This window comes from Empedobacter sp. GD03865 (assembly GCF_029840775.1).
In the GTDB taxonomy this organism is placed as follows: Bacteria; Bacteroidota; Bacteroidia; order Flavobacteriales; family Weeksellaceae; genus Empedobacter; species Empedobacter falsenii_B.
The window spans coordinates 19096-36646 of record NZ_JAOCDF010000012.1 but is presented as its reverse complement, the minus strand read 5'-3'; the positions used below and the strand labels follow the sequence as shown (position 1 = coordinate 36646).

Sequence of the window (17551 nt, the reverse complement as noted above, 5' to 3'; positions counted from 1 at the left end):
AACAAAAAACCACTTCAAATGAAGTGGTTTTTTTATGCTTAATTTTTTTCTTTATTTTTTCAATATTTCATCAAAAAATTCTTTCGAATCGTTATCAAACGTAGGTTTTTGTAACAATAATTGAGAGATTTTCACAATTTTATCAAAATCTTGTTGTGTAAAATATTCACCAAAATGTTCATTGCAAAAATCACCTAAATTTCCTAAAACGATATTCACTTCTTCTTCGCTCAACTCACCTTTTTGTTTCCAACGTTCACGGAACAAACTTGCAGCTAAATAAGAAGAAATATCGATCAAATCATCTATCGAAATATTAGATCCGTTTTTCAATTTTGCCATAATCAACGTATCCATATCGCGATAAATTACTTCTCGTATTGTCAAATCTTTATTTTCCATTCTTTGTATTCTTTCGCAAAATTAGAGATTAAAATTTGGATCTACTTGAAATTTCATCAATTCTTTCGTCTTCGGATGCGTAAATTCTAAGGATTCGGCATGTAAATGTAAACGATTTGTTTTCGTACCATATAAATCATCACCAATAATTGCCGCATTTAGTCCTAAACGATGCGAAGCATGCATGCGTAATTGATGTGTACGACCAGTAATTGGATAAAAATAGACAAGCGTTTTATTGTCTTTTCTTGCAATGACTTCATACTTTGTCTGCGCCGTTTTTCCATGTTCATAACAAACCATTTGTCTCGGTCTATCGTCCAAATCCACACGTAAAGGTAAATCTATAAAACCATTATCGCGCTCAACATTTCCATCTAAAAGTGCAATGTAGCGTTTCTGAACTTTACGTTTAATGAATTGTTGTTGAAGAAGTTTATGACTTTCTTTATTTAACGCCAAAACAAGAATTCCAGAAGTTGACATATCCAAACGATGAACAATAATTGGACCTGTTGCCAATGGAAATTGATGTTTAATTCTAAGATAAACAGAATCTTTAATCTCAATTCCAGGAACAGAAAGAAACTCTTCTGGTTTATTGATGACAACCAAATCATTATCTTGATATAAAATTTCTAACTCTTCAACAGTTGAATTTTGCTTCAACAATAAGTTTTCATTCAGTTCAATTCCTTGCAACATATGTCCTAAAATAGGCTCACATTTTCCTGTACAAGCTGGATAAAATTGACCATGTTTTCTAACCTCAGATTTTGGCGAATCTCCCCACCAAAACTCAGCCATACAAATTGGTTCTAAATCATTTTGAAATGCATATTGCAATAATTTGGGTGCAGCACATTCACCAGCAGCAGCTGGAGGTTGTTGAAATACAGTTGTTGAAAAAATTTCTAATAATCCTTTTTCTTGCTTAAACTTATTCAAGAATTGATATTGATTAAACAATTGATTTTGAAGTGAATTAGATTTTATTTTTCGTTCTTCTTTTAATGAATTGATTTCAGTCTCAAAAACATTTATTTTGTTTAATAAAAGTTGTTTTTCAGCATCAAGTTTTTCACTCAAAACTCTGAATTCATATTTATCACGTAAACTTTGTTTGATTAAATCTTCTTCAAAAAATTGAATTTCTTCTTCAGATAAAGTTGATGAAATTGTTTCGCGTTGAGATTTTCTATCTTTTTTATTTGATTTTAAAAGTTGTTTTCCTTCTTCAATTTTTAATTTAGAATTGATTTCAAATTGAATAAAATCTTCTTTAACTTGTAAATAGTTTTGATCATTTTCTAATGATTCTAAAATACGATTGATTTCATTCAGACGTTCTTCTTGTTCTAAGAAAAAACCATTTTTATTCAACATATCAAAAATAGGTGGAACAAAAAATTTGTGCTGATTAGTATTAGCCAATTTACCTGAAACTGCCGCTAAATATCCTACTTCATTCTTTTGATTTCGAACAATTAAAACACCAAACATTTTACCAATTGGAGTAGAAGATAGATCATTTTCTAAACCAAAATTATGTTCAAAATCGGTTTGATTTTCCAAGTATTCTTGTACCTCTTTGCATGCTTGTTTTGCAATTTCAGTTGGTTCATAATAAAATGGATAATCAAACTTTTTAGGAAGTTCGTATGTTGTAATTGGTTGTTTAAAATATTGAAAATAATTGGACATTTGCTTCTTTAAAATCGATGCAAAGATACAGTTTAAGCAATAAATTTTGAAATTGTATTACTCAATTCGTTCCAATAAATACCAATTATCTTTCAATTTTTCAGATATTTTATATTCATTTTGAAACTTATAACTATTTTTATTCTCTGGATTTTTGTATTTATAGAGACTAAATTTTGCAGGTAAGTTATCATAGTTTTTGATAGCACTTTTATTTTCATTAAGAAATTTTGATTTATGAATTCTTATATATTCTATTGTATCATATTCCAAATAAAAGTAGTGGATAGAATCATTATAAAAAATATTAGTTTTCTCATTCTGTTTAATATGATATACAATACGTTAATATGCATATTTTTAAACAAAAAAATCCCTCAATTTCTTGAAGGATTTTAAATTTTATTTGATCGAAAAAATTAATTACAACCACTCATCATCATCTTCTGAATCTTCTAATTCAGCATCGATGAATTGAATATAAAATGCAATAATTTCTCCTTTTTCATTGTATCCAAAGTAAGCAGGATAAATTCCTTCACCAAAACCAGCTTGAAAAATTGGCGATTTGAATTCTGTATTTGGAATTGTCCAATTGATCCAATCTCCTTCTTCTGATTGATATTTCGGATTATTTTTAGCGTTTTCTACAAATAATGCATTGAAATAATCATCATATAAATTTACATCACCTTTACTTTCGAATTCATCAATAAACTTTACAAAAGAATCTTTTGCTTCTGCATCAACAATTGTTGCTAAACCACTTTCGATAGAAAAACCAAAATATTCTCCTTCTTGTAATTCATCAATCAACTCAATTCCTTTCATTGCTTCTTCATAACGAACAGGTTTTTCGTTTGTAAAAGCAACTTTGATACAACCAATCAAATTCTCAACATCACCATCGTCTTCAAATTTTACGATGCTTGCAGTTACAGGAAAATTACCTTTTGGCGTTTCAAGGAAATAAGGATCTTTGTCCATTGATAAATATTCACCCAAAGGATCATTCACAAAGATTTTTCCAGACGGTAAAGAAACTTCTCCCATTTCAATTTGGTCGATTTCTACACCTCCAATTTCTTTATCTGTAAAATATTTTTCTAAATCATTAGGAGCTAAAGTGAATTCTCTTTTAGATTCCCAAGTTTTTAACCATTCTGCTGTTGGTTGCATAAATTATTGTTTTTAAGTGGTACAAAATTACATTAAATAATGAGACTAGCTTAACTTTTATATGTTAGTGAAAAATTAAATTATCTTAATTTTTTTCTCAACTCGTTCTTATCAATATCATATTCTAAATGCATGATCGAAATTAAATCATCTTCAGAAAGTAAATTGTTTTTGTAATATTGAATTAAAAATGATTCGATTTTAGAAAATTCATTTAATGATTTTTGTAAAAAATAAGCTTCAACAAATTGATTATCTTTTGTTTTTAATGTAATTAAATTACTAATTCCGTGCGAACCTTCTGGGTTTTCGAACTCACCAAATTCTTTTACAGCTTTTCCTTTGTAATCTTCATTATCAATGACAATAGAAAATAAATCGTTGATTGAAAAAGTTTGATCCTTTACAGAAATTGTATCTTTTGTAAATGTCAATTTTCCATCAAAATTACCTTTCAATTCTGTAGTAGGTCTTTTAAAATAACCATTCCAATAAGCAACAGCAGTAGCTAAAAGCCCAATAAAAATGTAATAATACGTTTGATTTTTAAAAACTTTCAGCTCCAAAAACACAAAACTAATTACAGTAACGGCGAGAAATGATAAGATTACTTTCGCAATTTGTTTATTATTTTTTTTAGGTTTTTCTGGTACAAAAATTTCAAAACTATAACTATCCATGTGCTATTTCTTTACGAACTCTACTTAAACTTTCGGGTGTGATGCCTAAATATGAGGCGATCATCCATTGTGGTATGCGAGAAAGTTGGTTGGGATAAAGACGCATAAATTCTAAATAACGAGTCTTTGCAGATGCACCAAGTAATAAATTAATACGATCTTGTAAACTGCGCACATGATTTTGAATTAATTTATTTTGAGCAGCTAAATAATTTGGATTTAATCGAGTGATTAGATTATTTAATTTTTCATTCAATAAAATAACGGTAGAATCTTCTATTGCTTGAATATAAAACTTTGATTGTTGCTTACAAAAAGCACTATTTCTATCACTTACAATCCAATTTTCTGTTCCGAATTGTAAAACATGTTCTTTTCCGTTTTCATCTATTGTATAAGAACGAATAACACCAGATTCAACAAAAAAATAATCTTCGGAATATTCGCCAGGTTCTAAAATAAATTCATTCTTTTTGATGTGTTTTACTACCAGAAATTTTTCAATTTCTGCCCATTGTTCTTCTGTGAGATCAATAATATTTGATAAATGTTTTTTATAATTTTCCATATGTATAGGAATGTGCAACAAATTTAAGAGAAATTAATCAATAAAATTGTATCAATATTTGTTACAATTGAAAATTTTGTACTAAATTTGTCCCATCGATTTAGAGAAATGAATAATTTAAGATTTGCAACGGCGATTCATATTTTAGTTTTGACTGAAAAATTTAAAGGACAATTAATTACTTCTGATTTTATTGCTGGAAGTATTAATGTGAACCCTGTTGTGGTTCGTCGTGAAATAAAATTCTTGAAAGAAGCAGGTTTTATCGATTCGAAAAAAGGTAAAGAAGGAGGAATTTATTTAGTTAAAAATTCTGCTGATATTTTATTAGGTGATGTGTATAAAATTGTCAATCAAGAAAATGTTTTTGGACGAATGAATCATACCAATCCAGAATGTCCAGTTGGTAAACAAATGAATGACAATCTTGAAAGATTATTTGATAATGCTGAATCAGATTTAATTAAATCGTTAAATCATAAAACTTTAAAACAATTTTCTGATGAATTTCAGTAAAATTTTTTATCTTTAAATGTAACAAAATTAATTACAATATAAAATTAAATAAAATGAGAGTAGCAGTAATTGGAGCAACAGGTTTTGTAGGCTCACATATCGTAGAAGAATTGGTAAATAGAAATCAATCTATCAAAGCATTTGCACGAAATACTGACAAGGTTTTAGATAGTAAAAATGTAGCAAAAGTGGCGTTAGATGTAAACGATGTACAGGCTTTGGCGACAGATTTGAAAGGTGCTGATGTAGTTGTAAGTGCATTTAATGCAGGTTGGGCAAATCCAAATATTTATGAGGATTATTTGAAAGGTGCAAAAGCAATTGAAGAAGCAACTAAATTAGCTGGTGTAAAGCGTTTGATTGTTATTGGTGGAGCGGGAAGTTTGTATGTGAATGATCAAAAAGAATTACAAATTGTAGACACACCAGATTTTCCTGAACAAATAAAACAAGGCGCTTTGGCAGCGAGAGATTATTATAATATCTTGAAACAAGATAATGAGTTGGATTGGACAATGTTTTCTCCAGCGCCAGAAATGCATCAAGGAACATCTGGAGAGCGAAAACGAACATATCGTTTAGGCAATGATGTACCAGTTTTCAATGCAGAAGGGCGTAGTATTTTGTCTGTGGAAGATGTTGCAGTGGTGATTGCAGATGAAATAGAAAATGCAAATCATATAAAAAGCAGATTTACAGCAGCTTATTAAGATATTTGAGTAAATTTACAATAAAATTATTTTTATAGGACAATTTTTTGTTTTTGGTACGGTTTGTGAAAAACAGATAACAAATACAAGAATAATGAAATTGTCAATCGCAATAGGAAGTTTAATCCTAAGTTTAGGATTTGTTCTAATATGCTCTTTTCTAAATCTTGGTGTATTTTTTAATCAACTACTTGGAGTAGTTTTTCTGTTCTGTAGTTTGTTTATGGGGTATTTAGGTTTCGTCAATTTATTTGATTACCTAAATCATTCAAGATTATTAAATAAAGGAGTAAAAGTAAAAGCACATATTATTGAAATAAAAAGAGGTTTATTAGGAGAAAATCATTTGCCAGATTATATAGTTGAAGTCTTTTATAAACATCCTAATAATGAGAAAATTTACTATACAGAGTTTGAATATTTTGGAGATGTTAATGCAAATGAGATTTTAAAAAAAGGAAAAGATGTCGATATCTTAATCGATCCTCAAAATCCAGAAAATATATATTATAAAAATATAATTTAAAAAAGGCTGTCCTAACAAATAGACAGCCTTTATTATTTTTATTAGGATAAAAACTATTGTTTGATATACGTTTTATTTCCGTTATCGTTGATATAGTATTTTCCACCTTTTGGTCCTACATAAACTTTGTGTCCATTGTAAGTCCCTGCAGTAGTTGTTTTAGCTACAGTCGTTTTTGTTTCTTTTTTTGGAGTAGTCGTTTTCTCCACTTTTTTTTCTGAAGCTACTTTTTTGTCATTGACTGTTTTAGCAGTTGCATCAGTTTTCTTAGTTGTAGTTGCTTTTACATCCTTTTTTGTTTCTGTTACTTTTTTATCAGTTGTAGCCTTTGTTTTTGCCATTTCTGTTTTAGCAGTTTTAGTTGGAGTTTTAGTTTGAGCAAATGCTACAGTAGATCCAGTAAATGCAAATAAGCTAAGCGCGATAGCTGTTTTTTTAATTAAATTCATAGTGATTTTGTTTTGAATTGTTATTTATATTCAGTTAAAATTTCTATTCAATATTAAACAAATTATCATCCAAAACAATAAGAATAAACTTAAGATTAGCTTAAGAAAAATTATTTTAAATGATCCAATAACATTTCTGCTGTCGCTGGGTTTGTAGCTAATGGAATATTGTGTACATCGCACAGTCTCAATAACATATTTACATCTGGTTCGTGCGGATGTTTTCCCATCGGATCTCTAAAAAAGAAAACCATATCTGTTTTTCCTTCTACAACTCGAGCAGCAATTTGCGCGTCACCACCAAGAGGACCAGATAGATAGCGCGTAACTTTTAGTCCAGTTTGCTCCGCATACTTTCCTGTCGTTCCTGTTGCGATAAATGTGATATTATTATTGTTTAAAGCTTCTTTATGTTTCATTAAAAAATTGACCATTTCAGCTTTTTTTCCATCATGAGCGATCAATGCTATTTCCATATATTTTTTCTATTTAATCTAAAATATTACTTTTGTACAAAGTTAGCAGAACAATCTTAAATAACGAGTTGTTTTCAGAATTATAAATAGTATACGACTATGAAATTTAATTTATTAACGGTAAAAGAAATTGTAAAATTAACGGCTGATGCTGTTCAAATTTCGTTTGATGTTCCTGAGGAATTACACGAAGAATACAATTTTTTACCTGGACAATATATCACTCTTAATATTAATGGAGAACGAAGAGATTACTCTTTATGTGAATCTCCTAAAGATAAAAAATGGAGCATTGGGGTTAAATCTCAACCAAATGGAAAGATTTCTTCTTATTTAGTAAATGAACTAAAAGTTGGTGATCAATTAGAAGTTTCTACGCCAAGTGGACGTTTTTCTATTCCTACAAAACCAAACGAAAAACGTACGTTATTAGCTTTTACAGCGGGTAGTGGAATCACGCCAATTATGAGTATGTTGGAGTTTACATTGCAGACTGAAGAATGGGTAAATTTTCATATTTTTTATGTAAATAGAGACGAGAACTCAATCATGTTCAAAGAGCGTTTGACAGAATTAAAACAAAAATATCCAAACAATGTTTTCATTCATCATTTTTATACGCGCCAAGATCAGGAGAATTTCATTTACAATGGACGAATTGATGAGAAGAAATTTGATTTAATCTTGAATCAAATTATTGATATCAACGAAGTAGATGAAGCAATGGTTTGTGGACCAGAAGAAATGATTTTGACTTTAGCGAAGAAAATCAATGAAGCGGGAATTATCGAGAAACATATTCATTTCGAAATGTTTAATCCTTCAGTGAAAACAGAAGATATTTTTACAAAACATGACGAAGGACCTCAAACGGTTCAAGTTACTGTAACACTTGATGGAGAAACTTCTGAAGTGACTTGGGATAGAGGAAAAAATTTGATTGATACAATGTTAGACGCTGGTATTGATGCGCCTTATTCATGTAAAGGTGGTGTCTGTTCGTCTTGTATGTGTAAGATAACGGAAGGCGAAGTGCATATCGGAGACAACTATGTATTAACAGATTCTGACTATGAAGAAGGAATGACGTTAGCGTGTATTTCTCGTCCAAAAACAGCTACTTTAGCAATTGATTTTGATGAAGTTTAAGTTTAAGAACAATATATTTTAAATCAAAAAGGCGAGCTGAATTCAGCTCGCCTTTTTGATTTATATTTGTTCGCTTTGAATTAGAATTTTATCATCTAAATCTTTATTTAATTTTCCTCATCAAACATTTCCTTGAACGAGACAAATTCTCTTCCCGGAAGAATTAAATTTAAAGCAACTCCAATTATAGATGCCAAAGCCATTCCTTCTAAAGAAAATAAATCTCTGATGTGAATTGCCGCACCACCAATTCCTATAATTAGGATAACAGATGAAATGATTAGGTTTCGTTTTATCTTAAAATCAACTTTATTTTCAATTAACATTCTCAAACCACTCGAAGCAATAATTCCGAATAATAAAATAGAAACGCCACCCATAACTGGTGTTGGAATTGTACTTAATAATGCTGAAACTTTACCACAAAATCCAAATAAAATAGCAAAACAAGCTGCTCCAATAAATACATAAATACTAAAAGCTCTTGTAATAGCTAAAACACCAATATTCTCGCCATACGTCGTGTTTGGAGGCCCACCTAAACAAGCGGCAATCATTGTTGCAATTCCGTCACCTAACATAGATCGGTCTAAACCTGGATCTTCAATTAAATCTCTATTCACGACTTTACTCAAAACTAATTGATGCCCGATATGTTCTGCGATTGGTACAATTGCAACCGGAATCATTAAGAAAATAACATACCAAGACAAAGTTGGTGTGTAATCTACAAAAGGAATGGTAAAATCTGGAATCATAAACCATTTAGCTTCTATAACAGGATTTAGGTCGACAACTCCCATTGTAATTGCAAAAAGATATCCACCAATAATTCCGACCAAAACTGGAATTACACTCAAAAAACCTTTACTGAAAATTGCTGTAATTATCGTGATAATTAAGGTAACAAAACCAATTGTAACATAGGTTAAATCATATTCACCAGAAGGATTATTCGTTACCATTTTGATTGCTGTAGAAGCTAATCCAAGACCAATTACCATAATTACTGGACCAACAACAATAGGAGGTAAAAGTTTCATTAACCATTTTGTTCCAGCCGTTGCTATAAAGAGTGCGACCAATGAATAGGTAACTCCAACTAAAAAACTACCAACCAAGAAACTTCCTGTCGCAATTCCACTTTCTGGGTTTGCTTCTAAAGCTTTCATTGCGATAATTGGATTGATAAAAGCAAATGAAGAACCAAGGTAAGAAGGGACTTTTCCTCGCGTAATTAAGATGAAAACTAAAGTTCCGATTCCGCTCGAAATTAATGCAATTGCTGGAGACATTCCTGTCAAAGCAGGAACTAAAACTGTTGCACCAAACATTGCAAAAAGATGCTGTATACTTAATAATATACCTTGTCCTAACTTCGGTTTTTCGTCGATAGCTAAGATAATACTTTGGTCATTTTGTTGACTCATTTGTAAAAGAAATTGAAAATTGTTTTGTTTGAATGCAAAAGTAGCTCAAAACGATTAATAAGTATAGAAATCATATAACTATTTAGCGAAATCTTGTAAATGATTTTGTACCAATTCTTGCGAAATTTGTAATACAAAAATCAATGAATTATGGAAACAAAAGAATTAAAATTCAAAACAAATATAAATTGTAGTGGTTGCGTGAGCAAAGTGAAACCTTTTTTAGATAAGTTAGATGGTTTAGAAGCTTGGGAAGTTGATACTGATAATCCAGACAAAGTTTTGTCTGTAAAAATTAATCAAGCAACAGACGAAGAAATTATTGATACAATTGAGGAAGTTGGTTTTTCAGCTGAATTAATTGAGGAATAGATATTTTTTTAGGTAGAATGACTTATTTTTTGTGATAGTTTAAGTCAATATAATCTCAAGTTAATCTTGTGTTGACTTGAGATTTTTTATTTTTTCGAAATTGTAGAAAGAAAAGTACGCCCATAGCAAGTTGAAGAATAAATAATAAAATAATCCACGTATTCATTTTTGCTGCAAAATCAGATAATTGATTGTACATTCCATCATATTTATCTACCGAAGTTTCAGCTATATTTTTCACAAACTGTATATCGTTCGATTTTTCAATGAGCATAATTTGTTCACCTTTATAACCTTCATTTTTATTCGGAACAACTTCAATTTGATTAGCGCTTACAAAAAACAGAAAAATACTAATGATTGTAGATAAAAATAATAGAAAATAATTGATGTATTTCATGGGCTATAAAATGTTGAGCAAAGATACATTAACTTTTCTTAGCTTGCTGTATATGCGCCAAATGATGACTACAATGCCAAGCATAAATTGCAAGATTTGTTTACTGATGACGAAATTTTTTGTCCCAATCACTTTCAACAAAAGAATTTAACAAAGTAACCCAACGTTGATGCAGCCTTCAGAACGATATTATTGTTCGAATTTAGGTTCTGAAAGAGAGGTGATTTCATTCTGAATTTTTTGTGGAAATTCACGAATTATTGAAATCCATTGTTCAATAGATTCTTTATTAAATGATGTTGGAATTTCAAATTTTCCAATCGGATATTTTAAATTTTCTAGTGTTTTCATATTGTTCTTAAATTTAAGAAATTTTACAACTTTACTGATAAAAATTATTCTATTTTGTTAGAACGAGTCACTAACTTTGCAACTTCAAAAAATAATTGTGCAAACCAAACGCATCATAAAATTTGTCACCATACTAATTATTTTTGTAATTCAGTTTTTGTTTCTATTTGCGATAATGAACGAGCGAATAGAACATTATGTTGTGCCATATATTATTGTTGCGATTTGTGCTTTATTGCTAATTGTTTACCGCAAGTTTCCACTGCATCATCACGAATATTCTTTTGATCGTAAAACTTTGGTTTTATGGATTCCTATTGCAGCAATAATTACATATTTGATCAATAATAAATTAGGTTTAGGCGGTGTTTTTTCTGCAGGAATTATAGGAACTTTAGGTTCTTTTTTAACGAAGTTTAATTCTCGTTCAGAATATCTAAAACAAATTGCAGGACCAATTTATTGTGGTGCTTTCATTGGGATGACTTCGCTTGATTTTCAGTATGTTTATTGGATGATTATTTCGGCTGGAGTTTTTACTGCCTTGTTATTTTTTGCTACAAAATCTTTATTTGTTGGTGTGGGTGGAAAGCTAGGAACATTAGCATTTATAGGCGTTTTGTTGAGTATGTTGTTGTTTAAATTAATTATTGGCTAATGATTATTGAATTTTTAATATTAATGATGTTTTCAATAATTGCTTCATTAACAACATATGAATTAAACATTCGTTTCAAACAAGGTCCAGTTCGTGCCTCTGCAATGATTGCAATGATTGTCGGTGGATTTTTCTATTTTTTTCCAACAATTTTACCAGAGTTTTATACCAAAAATATTCCGTTGTATGTAATTGGCGGAACTTTCATTGGAATGGTATCATCAACCATAAATATCAGTTATTTTTCGTTAGTTTTTTCTCCAATTTTATTTGCAGTTTTATTGCATTATACGAGCAAAATTTTCAATGGTTATGGAGGTGCATTAGGTACAACGGCTTGCATTTCGTTGATGTGCACAATGGCATTTCCTATTATCACAAAAAATAAAAAGGTAACATATGGTTATCGTCTAATTCGAATTATTTTTAAGAAAAGAAAACGTAAGAAAATTATTAAACGAAAAGTTTAATCAAAACAATTGAAAACAATCTCTCCCAGTGTTTTACTTTTCCAATAATTGATCTGTTTAATTTCAGTATCTCCTAATAATTCTAAATCAGAAACTTCTACTTTTTTGTTTAATTCTTTTGGATTTAGAAGGATCAAACTTGAGTTTACTTCGGCTTTTAATTGTGAAATTAATTCAACAGGAAAGTCAATAAATTTCAAATCGAAACATCTATTTTTTTCGACACAAGCAAAGATTAAATAAGTAGAATTTACAATCAAATAAAGTTCTTGTTTTGTCTTTTGATGATTGATTTTGATTTAATAAAAGTTAGAAGAATCATTCGCTTTCAGAACAATTTCTGTCTTGATAAATGGATAATTAATTTCTTTCAGAATTTTCTCTAAATCTTCTATTGTATAATTAGGAGTGGCGTCAAAACCTGTAATTCCTTTTTGTAATTTCATAAATTTTGGTTGTCAATATATTTTAAAAGTAATATTTATTCGTTCAATTTATATGATTCTCAACTTTAGGAAATTGTTAAATTTTCTAATTAGATTTTATGAATCTGATATGATTTATTGTGTCGTATTTAACAAATTCATCTCATTTGATTCTTTACTTTTGAAATTAACAAAACCATAAATTATTATAACATGAAAAAACTTTTATTTTCGGTATGTTTTACGACTATTTCTTGTATTGCTTCGTTTGCACAAGCTAAAAAGGAGAACATAAAAGTAATCTACAACACAGATTTTATTTTAGATTTCGATAAAGTTAAAAATAGTATTCCTGCTGCGTATCAAGCGAGTTTCAAAAGTGAAATAGATCGCGGAATTTCGGTGAAATTTGTTTTGGAAAGTAATGGAAAAATGTCTTCTTTCAAACCTGAAATTAAAATTGATAATAATCAATCTAATGATAATTCTATTGCGCAAATGATTATTGCTGCAGAAGCAAATCCACAATATAAAGATTATGAAAAAAATGAATTTTATAATGTGAAAGATTTTGGAGTGAAAACCTTTTTGATTAAAGATAAAATTTTTGATTATCAATGGAAAATCACAAAAGAAAAAACAGAAATAGCAGGTTACAATGCGACAAAAGCAGTTGGAATAGATGAGGAAGGAAGAGAGGTGATTGCATGGTATACAACGAGTTTACCTTATAGAGATGGTCCTTATCGTTATGCTAATTTACCAGGCTTAATTATGAAAGCAGAAATGTCAACAGATGAATTCAAGGCTGTTTTTACGATGAAAGAAATCGAAATTCTGGATAAAGATATTGTAATTACTTTTCCAACAAAAGGAAAAGTTGTGACAGACAAAGAATTTATGGCGGAAATGAAAGTAATGAATGAACGTCATAAGTAAGTAAATCAGGGAGTTGATAAATAACAATAGAAGAGTTGCAGAAATGTGACTCTTTTTTTGAATAAATATTATTGATTTAATCAATCAATTAAACGAATAATCATTTTAATTTTTGATAATTCTAATCTGTTACTTTTGGAAAAATTAGATATATGACAAAGAAAGGAAATCACTACAAATTAACGTTAGAACAGACCGAATTATTAGACAAAGATGCACCATTACAGGCTCCAATCGTTTTAGATTTTATGAATCATGATGAGATTTTTAAGATTATTGAAATGATAAAATCTAAAAATCCGTTCGAAAATGAAAATCAATCAGTAGAATTTGCAATAGGTTTAAAGTTGTTTTTGGAAGTGGTTATGAAGAATAAAAACAATCCAATTTTTGAGGATTTACTTCCTGCGATAAAAGTTTTTATGCCTAAATTGAAAGAAAATTAAAGTAAAAAAAGATGATTTGGCAAAATGAACTAACAGCATTATTTGGCGTAAAATATCCGATTATTCAAGCGCCAATGTTTGGAGTAACGACATCAGAAATGGTTGCTGCAGCAAGTAATTGTAACTGTTTAGGTTCTTTGCCAATTGCTGATTTGGATGCAGAAAATTCATTGAAGCGAATCTATCAAACCAAAAAAATAACGAATAAACCTTTTGCTGTCAATATTTTTGCAAACGATATTCCTGAAATTACACCAGAATTAAAACAAAGGTATAATGCAACAAAAGATAAGTTAATTGAGCTTTCGCATCAACAAAACTTTGCAGTTGTTTTTCCTGAGATTGAAGCTGTAAAACCAAATGGTTATAAGGAGCAAATAGATGTAATTTTACAAGAAAAATGTAAAATTTTGAGCTTTACTTTTGGTAATTTAGATGATAATTCAATTAATCGTCTTAAAGAACATGATGTGACATTAATAGGGACTTGTACGACGCTGGAAGAAGCGATACAATTGGAAAAGTCGAATATTGATGTGATTTGTGTGCAAGGAATTGAAGCAGGTGGACATCGTGGAACATTTAATCCAGATATTTTGCCTCAAATTGGTGGTTTTTCTTTGGTTTCGCAAGTAAAAGATGTTGTGAAAAAGCCGTTGATTTTTGCTGGTGGAATTTATGATGCGAAAACACTTTTGGCAGCTAAACAGTTGGGTGCAGACGCTTTTCAGATTGGTAGTTTGTTTTTGTGTTCCAATGAAAGTGCTTTAAAATCGTTCGAAAAAGAGCAATTAAAAAATGTAAAGGAAAATGAAATTATCTTGACAAAAAGTTTTTCCGGAAGATATGCACGAGGAATTGAGAATGAATTTATTCGTTTGTTTGAAAATTCCGAGTTTGTTTTACCTTATCCTTATCAAAATAAATTGACTAATCCATTGAGAAACGCTTCGAAATTAAATGAAAATACAGCGTTCACGAATTTATGGTTAGGACAATCTTTTAAAAATTTTGAAGAAGATTCTATATCAAATCTTCTTCAAAAATTAATCGATTCAGTGGAAAATTATCAATAATTATCGCATCGATTTTTCAATTCTTCTATCTGGAATCAACCACAATAAAGCGATTAAAGCATAAATGACAATACCAATTTCTGGTTTTACAAATGAAATTCCAATTCCGACTAAATAACCAATACTAGAGGTTTTTTCTTTTAAACTTCTACTCACAGATTTTCCAATAACAGATTCCTTTCCTTCTTGTTTTATAGCAATTTTTTCAATAATCATAAATGCTACACTGCTCATAAATAGGACAAATCCATAAAAAGCAACAGGAAAAGTTGAGTCGTAATTTTCGCCCATCCAACCTGTGGAAACTGGTAATAAAGACAACCAAAAAAGCAAGTGCAAATTACTCCATAAAATTCCGCCATTTACTTTCTCAATCGCCTGAAAAAGATGATGATGATTGTTCCAATAAATTCCAACATAAATAAAACTGAACAAATAATTCAGAAATTTTGGGATATAAGGTTTCAAACTCATTATATCATCTCCAAGCGGAACTTTCAGATCCAAAACCATAATGGTAATAATAATTGCAAGAACGCCATCGCTAAAAGCTTCTAATCTGTTTGTAGTCATAGGTTTTATTAGTTTTTTTATTATTCAGAATGATGCTAATTTATCAAAATTATCGTAACAATTAGGGATTTGTTTTAAAATTTCTATTATATTTATTTTCATAATTTTAAACAAAGTTTCTCGTAAATAGAGATAGTTTTATGAATACTTTTATTGCAATTCTGAGAGGTATAAATGTGAGTGGTAAAAAAATCATCAAAATGGATGTTTTAACCAAACTTTTAGAGGAACTTAGACTGGAAAATGTTACCACTTACGTGCAAAGTGGAAATGCAGTTTTTTCGACAAATTTGACTGATATCAAAGAAATTGGAGATTTAATTCACGATAAAATTGTAGAAAGTTTATCTTTTGAAGTTCCAATTTTGATTTTAACCATCGAAAAATTAAAAAACATCATCGAAAATAATCCATTCTTAAAGGATTTTAGCATCGATAAAGAGTTTTTGCATTATACATTTTTAGCCAATAAACCTGAGGAAATAAATACTGAAAAAGTTGAAAATTCGAAAACTGAAGATGAACAATATTTTATTGCTGATGATGTCGTTTATTTGTATTGTCCTTCTGGTTACGGAAAAACAAAATTGACCAATAATTTTTTCGAAAATCTATTTAATGTAAGTGCTACTACACGTAATCAAAATACAACAACTGCTTTATTGCAATTAGCATTGATGAGAGAAAATTAAATTACAGATATAAAAAAACCCGTTATTAATCATTTAATAACGGTTTTTTATCTTTTTGAATGAAATTATTCAGCGATTAATTTATCTAATAAATCATTAATTTCTTTATCGTTCCAATCTCTCGTTTTTGTTTCTTTCAACACAACTTCACCTTTTTTATTTAAGATATAAGTTGTTGGAAAAACCTTTGGTAACATATTATTCGAAATTGGACTATTTGGCTCATAAACTGGCATTGTATAATTATTTTTTTGCAAAAAAGGATTAAAAACTGTCGGTTTATCCTGAATAGCAATCAATACAAATTTTACTTTTTGTCCTTTTGCTTCATACAATTTCTGAATTGTTGGCATTTCTGCAACACAAGGAGGACACCAGCTTCCCCAAAAATTTAGGAAAACAACTTCACCACTTTTCTTGAAATCAATCAAGTTTGTATTCGCAGCGCCGTTATGACCAATTAAATCAATATCATAATCACTTTCTGTTAATTCTATATCAGAACCAGCAACGTGGCTATTATCTTCCATTTTACTTTTAAAAAATGTACCAATTGGCGTAAACATAATAGCGACTAAAGCGACAACTACAACGATGGCAAAAATAATTTGCTTATTTCCTTTCATTTTTCTTTTTCAATAAAATCTTACACAAAGATGCGAACAAATATCAAGTTGAACAAATAGAAAAAAATGATTAATTACCGATGTTTTCGTCAATCAAATCTAAAATTTCATTTACAATATCTTCACCTTTATTATTGTTGTAATATTTTTGTAAATCTTCGTGAAAATCATCTGCTGAATACGTATCAGGATTACTTTTGAAACGCGCCAACATTTCCATTCCAGCTTGTGGACGAGGACCAAAACGGAAAGCTTCTTCATTTTCATCATTCACTCCAATAATAATCGGAATAGAAGCTGCACCATTTGTTTTGTATTTTTCCATCAACTCCATGTTTTCATCACGTAAAACATAATGCGTCGAAACTTGAAGTGCATTTGCCAATTTCTCCACAACAGGTAAAATTTGAGATGCATCTCCACACCAACCTTCTGTAATTACTAATAATTTTAAATTATTTGTAGTTGATTTAACGCGTATTTCTTGAGCAGGATTTAAACTGAATGTTTTAAAAATTCTGTTCATGCGTTGCAATCCCAAAGCATAATATTGTACATATTCTTTCGGATCATCGTTTTCGATTTCGTTTTCCAAATCATCTTCAACGCGTGTGATATAATCTTCGTATGATAAACCTTTGTTGATGTATTCTGTTAAATTCATTTGATTCTAATTTGTTACAAATATAAAGCAATTCTACGAGCTTATTTTGTAACAATGATGACATTGTTTA

26 protein-coding genes are annotated in these 17551 nt (G+C 29.6%); 11 read left to right on the top strand and 15 right to left on the bottom strand.

The window, feature by feature from the left end; genetic code table 11:
- Window positions 1–51 precede the first annotated feature (51 nt).
- From N5D46_RS06515 to N5D46_RS06495, 5 genes are all read right to left on the bottom strand, one after another.
- On the bottom strand, window positions 52–402 hold the full coding sequence (locus N5D46_RS06515; protein WP_219035247.1) for a hypothetical protein: 351 nt from the start codon (window positions 400–402) through the stop codon (window positions 52–54).
- 21 nt (window positions 403–423) lie between these two features.
- Window positions 424–2106, bottom strand: coding sequence for an RluA family pseudouridine synthase (locus N5D46_RS06510; RefSeq protein WP_280049517.1), 1683 nt, complete (start codon window positions 2104–2106; stop codon window positions 424–426).
- Between the two features lie 423 nt (window positions 2107–2529).
- Complete coding sequence (locus N5D46_RS06505; RefSeq protein ID WP_125349346.1) at window positions 2530–3285, bottom strand: DUF4241 domain-containing protein; 756 nt, start codon at window positions 3283–3285, stop codon at window positions 2530–2532.
- A gap of 80 nt (window positions 3286–3365) precedes the next feature.
- The gene (locus tag N5D46_RS06500; protein WP_219035245.1) at window positions 3366–3965 is read right to left on the bottom strand and encodes a hypothetical protein; all 600 of its coding nucleotides are present in this window, start codon (window positions 3963–3965) and stop codon (window positions 3366–3368) included.
- Complete coding sequence (locus N5D46_RS06495) at window positions 3958–4533, bottom strand: Crp/Fnr family transcriptional regulator (RefSeq protein WP_115000276.1); 576 nt, start codon at window positions 4531–4533, stop codon at window positions 3958–3960. Before N5D46_RS06495 ends, N5D46_RS06500 begins: the two co-directional genes overlap by 8 nt.
- Before the next feature lie 108 nt (window positions 4534–4641).
- Between N5D46_RS06495 and N5D46_RS06490 the strand changes: the two genes are divergently transcribed.
- From N5D46_RS06490 to N5D46_RS06480, 3 genes are all read left to right on the top strand, one after another.
- Window positions 4642–5049 carry an Rrf2 family transcriptional regulator gene (locus N5D46_RS06490; protein ID WP_221854439.1) on the top strand — a complete coding sequence of 136 codons (408 nt, stop codon included), beginning with the start codon at window positions 4642–4644 and terminating at the stop codon, window positions 5047–5049.
- 53 nt (window positions 5050–5102) lie between these two features.
- A complete protein-coding gene (locus N5D46_RS06485) occupies window positions 5103–5759 on the top strand; it encodes an NAD(P)H-binding protein (RefSeq protein WP_280049514.1) in 657 nt (218 codons plus the stop codon).
- A gap of 94 nt (window positions 5760–5853) precedes the next feature.
- Window positions 5854–6285: a hypothetical protein gene (locus N5D46_RS06480; protein ID WP_125349350.1), complete on the top strand. Its 432-nt coding sequence runs from the start codon at window positions 5854–5856 to the stop codon at window positions 6283–6285.
- A gap of 53 nt (window positions 6286–6338) precedes the next feature.
- Here the strand turns inward: N5D46_RS06480 and N5D46_RS06475 are convergent, their stop codons facing one another.
- A complete protein-coding gene (locus N5D46_RS06475) occupies window positions 6339–6734 on the bottom strand; it encodes a hypothetical protein (protein WP_125349351.1) in 396 nt (131 codons plus the stop codon).
- A 110-nt stretch (window positions 6735–6844) separates the two neighbouring features.
- Window positions 6845–7210 (bottom strand): methylglyoxal synthase, encoded by a 366-nt coding sequence (locus tag N5D46_RS06470; protein ID WP_038335760.1) that lies wholly within the window; start codon window positions 7208–7210, stop codon window positions 6845–6847.
- Between the two features lie 99 nt (window positions 7211–7309).
- On the opposite strand from N5D46_RS06470, the gene N5D46_RS06465 reads away from it, so the two are divergent.
- A complete protein-coding gene (locus N5D46_RS06465; protein ID WP_280049512.1) occupies window positions 7310–8359 on the top strand; it encodes a 2Fe-2S iron-sulfur cluster-binding protein in 1050 nt (349 codons plus the stop codon).
- Window positions 8360–8466: 107 nt separating this feature from the next.
- Here N5D46_RS06465 and N5D46_RS06460 read toward each other — a convergent pair whose 3' ends face one another.
- A complete protein-coding gene (locus N5D46_RS06460; RefSeq protein WP_280049510.1) occupies window positions 8467–9789 on the bottom strand; it encodes a solute carrier family 23 protein in 1323 nt (440 codons plus the stop codon).
- Window positions 9790–9939: 150 nt separating this feature from the next.
- On the opposite strand from N5D46_RS06460, the gene N5D46_RS06455 reads away from it, so the two are divergent.
- Window positions 9940–10161, top strand: coding sequence for a heavy-metal-associated domain-containing protein (locus tag N5D46_RS06455; RefSeq protein WP_038335762.1), 222 nt, complete (start codon window positions 9940–9942; stop codon window positions 10159–10161).
- A 55-nt stretch (window positions 10162–10216) separates the two neighbouring features.
- Here N5D46_RS06455 and N5D46_RS06450 read toward each other — a convergent pair whose 3' ends face one another.
- Together N5D46_RS06450 and N5D46_RS06445 are read right to left on the bottom strand one after the other, a co-directional pair.
- Window positions 10217–10561 (bottom strand): hypothetical protein, encoded by a 345-nt coding sequence (locus tag N5D46_RS06450; protein WP_115000272.1) that lies wholly within the window; start codon window positions 10559–10561, stop codon window positions 10217–10219.
- Window positions 10562–10750: 189 nt separating this feature from the next.
- Window positions 10751–10912: a hypothetical protein gene (locus tag N5D46_RS06445; protein WP_280049509.1), complete on the bottom strand. Its 162-nt coding sequence runs from the start codon at window positions 10910–10912 to the stop codon at window positions 10751–10753.
- 175 nt (window positions 10913–11087) lie between these two features.
- Between N5D46_RS06445 and N5D46_RS06440 the strand changes: the two genes are divergently transcribed.
- Window positions 11088–11570: a hypothetical protein gene (locus tag N5D46_RS06440; protein WP_280049508.1), complete on the top strand. Its 483-nt coding sequence runs from the start codon at window positions 11088–11090 to the stop codon at window positions 11568–11570.
- A gap of 23 nt (window positions 11571–11593) precedes the next feature.
- Entirely contained in the window at window positions 11594–12040 is a 447-nt protein-coding gene (locus tag N5D46_RS06435; protein ID WP_147279982.1) for a hypothetical protein, read from the top strand.
- Here N5D46_RS06435 and N5D46_RS06430 read toward each other — a convergent pair.
- Both N5D46_RS06430 and N5D46_RS06425 read right to left on the bottom strand, forming a co-directional pair.
- The gene (locus N5D46_RS06430; RefSeq protein WP_280049506.1) at window positions 12037–12300 is read right to left on the bottom strand and encodes a hypothetical protein; all 264 of its coding nucleotides are present in this window, start codon (window positions 12298–12300) and stop codon (window positions 12037–12039) included. The genes N5D46_RS06435 and N5D46_RS06430 overlap by 4 nt on opposite strands.
- Window positions 12301–12339: 39 nt before the next feature.
- Window positions 12340–12486 carry a hypothetical protein gene (locus N5D46_RS06425; protein WP_280049505.1) on the bottom strand — a complete coding sequence of 49 codons (147 nt, stop codon included), beginning with the start codon at window positions 12484–12486 and terminating at the stop codon, window positions 12340–12342.
- Between the two features lie 192 nt (window positions 12487–12678).
- On the opposite strand from N5D46_RS06425, the gene N5D46_RS06420 reads away from it, so the two are divergent.
- From N5D46_RS06420 to N5D46_RS06410, 3 genes are all read left to right on the top strand, one after another.
- Complete coding sequence (locus tag N5D46_RS06420; RefSeq protein ID WP_038335771.1) at window positions 12679–13404, top strand: GLPGLI family protein; 726 nt, start codon at window positions 12679–12681, stop codon at window positions 13402–13404.
- Window positions 13405–13556: 152 nt separating this feature from the next.
- On the top strand, window positions 13557–13850 hold the full coding sequence (locus N5D46_RS06415; protein ID WP_280037999.1) for a DUF3861 domain-containing protein: 294 nt from the start codon (window positions 13557–13559) through the stop codon (window positions 13848–13850).
- An 11-nt stretch (window positions 13851–13861) separates the two neighbouring features.
- Window positions 13862–14926, top strand: a complete 1065-nt coding sequence (locus N5D46_RS06410) for a nitronate monooxygenase (protein ID WP_280049504.1) — start codon at window positions 13862–13864, stop codon at window positions 14924–14926.
- Here N5D46_RS06410 and N5D46_RS06405 read toward each other — a convergent pair whose 3' ends face one another.
- On the bottom strand, window positions 14927–15499 hold the full coding sequence (locus N5D46_RS06405; protein ID WP_280049503.1) for a TMEM175 family protein: 573 nt from the start codon (window positions 15497–15499) through the stop codon (window positions 14927–14929).
- A gap of 140 nt (window positions 15500–15639) precedes the next feature.
- Between N5D46_RS06405 and N5D46_RS06400 the strand changes: the two genes are divergently transcribed.
- The gene (locus tag N5D46_RS06400) at window positions 15640–16191 is read left to right on the top strand and encodes a DUF1697 domain-containing protein (protein WP_115000257.1); all 552 of its coding nucleotides are present in this window, start codon (window positions 15640–15642) and stop codon (window positions 16189–16191) included.
- Window positions 16192–16256: 65 nt separating this feature from the next.
- On the opposite strand, the gene N5D46_RS06395 is transcribed toward N5D46_RS06400, so the two are convergent.
- The gene (locus N5D46_RS06395) at window positions 16257–16817 is read right to left on the bottom strand and encodes a TlpA disulfide reductase family protein (protein WP_115000255.1); all 561 of its coding nucleotides are present in this window, start codon (window positions 16815–16817) and stop codon (window positions 16257–16259) included.
- A 70-nt stretch (window positions 16818–16887) separates the two neighbouring features.
- On the bottom strand, window positions 16888–17481 hold the full coding sequence (locus N5D46_RS06390) for a thioredoxin family protein (RefSeq protein ID WP_115000253.1): 594 nt from the start codon (window positions 17479–17481) through the stop codon (window positions 16888–16890).
- Window positions 17482–17551: the final 70 nt, after the last annotated feature.